The 3,773-nt window shown below is 55.8% G+C and carries 4 protein-coding genes and 3 tRNA genes; all 7 read right to left on the bottom strand.

All coding sequences use genetic code 11. The annotated features are described in order from the left end of the window. On the bottom strand, nucleotides 1-929 hold a 929-nt coding region (gene tuf, locus CHB99_RS29240; RefSeq protein ID WP_089266739.1), incomplete at its 3' end, for an elongation factor Tu. Nucleotides 930-1,010: 81 nt separating this feature from the next. After that, nucleotides 1,011-1,086 (bottom strand) — tRNA-Thr (locus CHB99_RS29235). A 27-nt stretch (nucleotides 1,087-1,113) separates the two neighbouring features. Continuing rightward, nucleotides 1,114-1,187: transfer RNA gene (locus CHB99_RS29230), tRNA-Gly, on the bottom strand. A 23-nt stretch (nucleotides 1,188-1,210) separates the two neighbouring features. After that, a tRNA-Tyr gene (locus tag CHB99_RS29225) sits at nucleotides 1,211-1,295 on the bottom strand. Between the two features lie 145 nt (nucleotides 1,296-1,440). Further along, a complete protein-coding gene (locus CHB99_RS29220; RefSeq protein WP_042123496.1) occupies nucleotides 1,441-1,857 on the bottom strand; it encodes a hypothetical protein in 417 nt (138 codons plus the stop codon). A 7-nt stretch (nucleotides 1,858-1,864) separates the two neighbouring features. Further along, nucleotides 1,865-2,611 (bottom strand): pantothenate kinase, encoded by a 747-nt coding sequence (locus CHB99_RS29215; RefSeq protein ID WP_042123494.1) that lies wholly within the window; start codon nucleotides 2,609-2,611, stop codon nucleotides 1,865-1,867. Continuing rightward, nucleotides 2,601-3,557, bottom strand: a complete 957-nt coding sequence (birA, locus tag CHB99_RS29210; RefSeq protein ID WP_042123493.1) for a bifunctional biotin--[acetyl-CoA-carboxylase] ligase/biotin operon repressor BirA — start codon at nucleotides 3,555-3,557, stop codon at nucleotides 2,601-2,603. Before birA ends, CHB99_RS29215 begins: the two co-directional genes overlap by 11 nt. Nucleotides 3,558-3,773: the final 216 nt, after the last annotated feature.

Here is a 3,773-nt window from a genome sequence, read left to right as displayed (position 1 = left end):
GCGGTGAACTTGGTGTGCGGCTTGACCGAACCTGGCTTGGCCAGAACCTGACCACGCTCAACGTCGTCACGCTTGGTGCCACGCAGCAGAACGCCACAGTTCTCGCCAGCACGACCTTCGTCCAGCAGCTTGCGGAACATCTCAACGCCGGTGCAGGTGGTCTTGACGGTGTCGCGCAAACCAACGATCTCGACTTCCTCCTGGATGCGGACGATGCCACGCTCAACACGACCGGTAACAACGGTACCGCGACCGGAGATCGAGAACACGTCTTCGATCGGCATCAGGAACGGCTTGTCGATAGCGCGCTCTGGCTCTGGGATGTAGCTGTCCAGAGTTTCGACCAGCTTCTTGACAGCGGTGGTGCCCAGCTCGTTGTCGTCCTGGCCGTTCAGTGCCATCAGAGCCGAACCAACGATGATCGGAGTGTCGTCACCTGGGAAGTCGTAGGTGCCCAGCAGGTCGCGAACTTCCATCTCGACCAGTTCCAGCAACTCTGCGTCGTCAACCATGTCAGCCTTGTTCAGGAAGACAACGATGTACGGTACGCCTACCTGACGGGACAGCAGGATGTGCTCACGGGTTTGTGGCATCGGACCATCGGCGGCCGAGCAAACCAGGATCGCGCCATCCATCTGGGCAGCACCGGTGATCATGTTCTTGACGTAGTCGGCGTGACCTGGGCAGTCAACGTGCGCGTAGTGACGTACGTTCGAGTCGTACTCCACATGAGCGGTGTTGATGGTAATACCACGAGCCTTCTCTTCTGGAGCCGAGTCGATCTTGTCGAAGTCAACACGAGCCGAACCGAAAACCTCGGAGCAGACGCGAGTAAGCGCTGCAGTCAACGTAGTCTTGCCATGGTCAACATGACCAATGGTGCCGACGTTAACGTGCGGCTTGTTACGTTCAAACTTTTCCTTAGCCATCGATACGATCCTCCAACAGAAGAATTAAGCCATGACACCCATTAAAACAAAGGCAGATATTTTCATATCTGCCTTGTTAGATGGAGCTCTTGAGCGGATTTGAACCGCTGACCTCACCCTTACCAAGGGTGTGCTCTACCAACTGAGCTACAAGAGCGAAACACATTTTGCAACAACTGCAGCCTGGAGCGGGTAGCGGGAATCGAACCCGCATCATCAGCTTGGAAGGCTGAGGTTCTACCACTAAACTATACCCGCAGAGCTTGCAGCTCTCGCTAAACTGGTGGAGGGGGAAGGATTCGAACCTTCGAAGTCGTAGACGTCAGATTTACAGTCTGATCCCTTTGGCCGCTCGGGAACCCCTCCTGAGCTTGGTCGGCATTCTCTATCTTTGCCGTCCTACTGTCAAGCTTTTTCTCTTTAAAATCTTGAGGTTAGCTTCTTTGACAGCAGCTTCTCAGTTCCGCCACTTAGTGGTTATCCCTGTGAAGCGGGCGCCATTCTATGCAAACTATTCGACCGTTGCAATACCCTCGCACTGCATTATTTTACTCTTTAAGTCATTGAAATCACGGGAAAGACTGCCGACCAGGGTTTCGTCCAGCAAATACCGGCTTTCAGGCCTGATCTGCAGCCACCAACCTGGGTTGTCCACCACCTTGCCAACGACCTTTCTGGAGGCAATATCCAGGCTGACCAGACGTTGCCGCAACGCTTCAAGCACTTCGGGCGTCGCCAATCCACCCAGGTACAGGCAATCTTTCTCGGGCTTAGCCTCTCGAGCCTCACTCAGCAGGCGAATATCCTGCTGACTACCCTTGTACAGAGACAGAGACTCCACCTCCTTGGCCTTGAGCGGAGCCTCCTGCTGGTGCCATACGTAATAGAAGACATTCAGGACCAGTAGCAGAAGAAACAACCAGCGCATATGCACCTCAGTCCAATGGACAAGCGATGGCAAGCCCAACAAATACCAGATCAGGAACAACGCGGGCCAATGGCACCACCTGGTTCACCAGCGAAGCATCGCCACCCGTGACGAACAAGGTGAACTCCTCGCCCCACTGCGCGCGCGCCTGCTCGAGCTGGGTCAGGACGAATCCGTGCAGCATCAGCATGCAACCCCGCTCCACCGCCTCCACCGTCGCGCGCCCAGGCGCCAGACTAGTCAGCGCCTGCTCGGCAGATACGTCATCGTAACGAATTCGCCTTGTATGCGTGCGCAACTGATTACGCATCAAAGGCATTCCAGGACAGATGAAGCCACCGAGATGCTCACCACTCGCACTCACGAAATCGGAGGTGACCGCCGTACCGAGATCGATGACAACGCACGCCCTCTTCGCCAGATGATAACCACCCAACAAAGCCAGCCAACGATCCAGCCCCAATCGCTGGTAGTCTTCATAACCATTCCGAACACCTGCAAGCTCACGCGCAGGACCAGCCTTTCGAACCGAAAGCGCAAAGTTAGCAATAAGCGCCTCTACCAGCACACTGGTTTCTTCTTCGCTACGAACGCTCACCAACCGGCAGAAACGCGGAGAAAGCCCAGCCGCACCCACCGCTAGCAGCAACGCCTTATCCGAGTCGACGACTCCACCGGCCATAACTACAGCATCAGCCCGCCGGACAATCCGCCACTTGATAAAGCTGTTCCCACAATCGAGCTCAAGAATCATCGCGCAACCTCAAGCTGAGCTCTCCACCACTGAAGCTCTTTTCAACCCCATCAACCTCAAGTCGCAAGGCGCCCTGACGATCGACGCCCAGAACCGTACCATTAATGCTATTGGAGCCGGCAATCAGCGAAACAGCCCGCCCCTGCCAGAGGTGAGCGCCTTCCCACTCCCCCTGCAGGGCGGCAAAGCCATGCTCGCGATGACGAGCCAGATAGGTTTGCATATTATCGCTAAGCAAAGCCGCAAGCTGGTTTCGGTCGACCAACCGCCCACATTCAAGGGTGAGCGAAGTCCAGGCCTGATCGATATCGGCCTCCTGCATATTGACGTTGATCCCGATACCGAGCACGACATGGCAGACATCCGCCGGATCACCAACCAACTCCAGGAGAATCCCCGCCACCTTGCGATTCCCCACAAGTACATCGTTTGGCCATTTCAGCCCGGCGCCAGGGACACCAAGGGAAAGCAACGTCTGCCGAACCGCCAACCCCACTACCAGACTGAGCCCTTCGAGCTGACGCATCCCACCTTCTACTCGCAGCACCAGGCTGTAATAGAGATTCTGCGCAAACGGACTCAACCAGGCACGGCCACGGCGCCCACGCCCAGCACTTTGACGCTCGGCCAACACCAGGAATGGCGCCCCTCGGCCACTCGCGATCAAGCGTAAAGCCTCAGCGTTGGTAGAGTCGATCTCGTCATGAATCAGCACTGGCCAGGATGCTTTGGTGGCTAGCCGGAAAATCTGTTCCGCATCGAGCAGCATCAAGGGCGAGGCCAGCCGATAACCGCGACCACGAACCTTGTAAACCGTTAGATTCAGCTCCGACTCAAGGAGCTGCAATTGCTTCCAGACAGCACTGCGGCTCACACCCAGTGCTGCACCCAGGGCTTCACCAGAATGAAATCGACCGTCCTTGAGGAGCGTTAACAACTTCAGCATGCCAATCTCGATACACAATGAGGCACGCATGATAGCCATGCCCGGTGAGATTGCATAGAAATCAGAGAGGCACTGGCCTGCGATTTGACTCAGACACTCCCAATAGATTTATTTCGCCCATCAAAGACAAAACCCCTACCTGCATCAGCAGATAGGGGTTTCGGAATTGAATCTTGACGATGACCTACTCTCACATGGAGAAGCTCCACACTACCA

It is taken from the genome of Pseudomonas japonica, assembly GCF_900188455.1.
Classification (GTDB): Bacteria; Pseudomonadota; Gammaproteobacteria; order Pseudomonadales; family Pseudomonadaceae; genus Aquipseudomonas; species Aquipseudomonas japonica.
The sequence above is the reverse complement of the archived record's forward strand: the minus strand, read 5'-3'. Positions and strand labels throughout refer to the sequence as shown.

Coding starts and splice junctions, on each gene's coding strand:
- CHB99_RS29215 (WP_042123494.1), bottom strand. CDS start 2,611: ATGATTCTTGAGCTCGATTGTGGGAACAGCTTTATCAAGTGGCGGATT.
- CHB99_RS29220 (WP_042123496.1), bottom strand. CDS start 1,857: ATGCGCTGGTTGTTTCTTCTGCTACTGGTCCTGAATGTCTTCTATTAC.
- birA (WP_042123493.1), bottom strand. CDS start 3,557: ATGCTGAAGTTGTTAACGCTCCTCAAGGACGGTCGATTTCATTCTGGT.